The organism is Novosphingobium arvoryzae, assembly GCF_014652615.1.
In the GTDB taxonomy this organism is placed as follows: domain Bacteria; phylum Pseudomonadota; class Alphaproteobacteria; order Sphingomonadales; family Sphingomonadaceae; genus Novosphingobium; species Novosphingobium arvoryzae.
Map to the genome: position 1 here is coordinate 1 of NZ_BMZD01000033.1, position 507 is coordinate 507.

A 507-nucleotide genomic window follows, 5' to 3' on the forward strand; every position below is an offset into this window, starting at 1 on the left:
GCCACCACGATGACCTCGCAGGTGCGCGGCATGAGCCAGGGCATCCGCAACGCCAACGATGGCATCAGCCTGGCGCAGACCGCCGAAGGCGCGCTGTCGGAAGTCAGCAACATGCTGCAGCGGGTGCGCGAACTGGCCGTGCAGTCGGCCTCGGGTACCTACCAGAGCTCGGACCGCACCTACATGCAGTCGGAAGTGACCGCGCTGACCGAGCAGATCTCGGATGTGCTGACCGACACCAAGTTCAACGGCAACACGCTGTTTTCGACCACGGCGGGCACCGATGTGACCTTTGACATCCAGACCGGTTCGGAATCGGGTGAGACGATCACCCTGACCAGCAGCGCGATCGATGGCACCAACATTTCCGCCACCGCACTCGACGTCACCACCGCCGCGCTGGCGAGCACGACGATGGACAACGTCGACCTTGCCCTGGCGGATGTGAACGCCGCCCGCGCCGGGCTGGGTGCCGGGCAGAACCGCCTCGAATCGGCGATCAACAAC

At 65.1% G+C, this 507-nt stretch carries 1 protein-coding gene; it reads left to right on the top strand.

All coding sequences use genetic code 11. The features are described from left to right. On the top strand, positions 1-507 hold a 507-nt coding region (locus IE113_RS16200), incomplete at both ends, for a flagellin N-terminal helical domain-containing protein (RefSeq protein WP_373297887.1).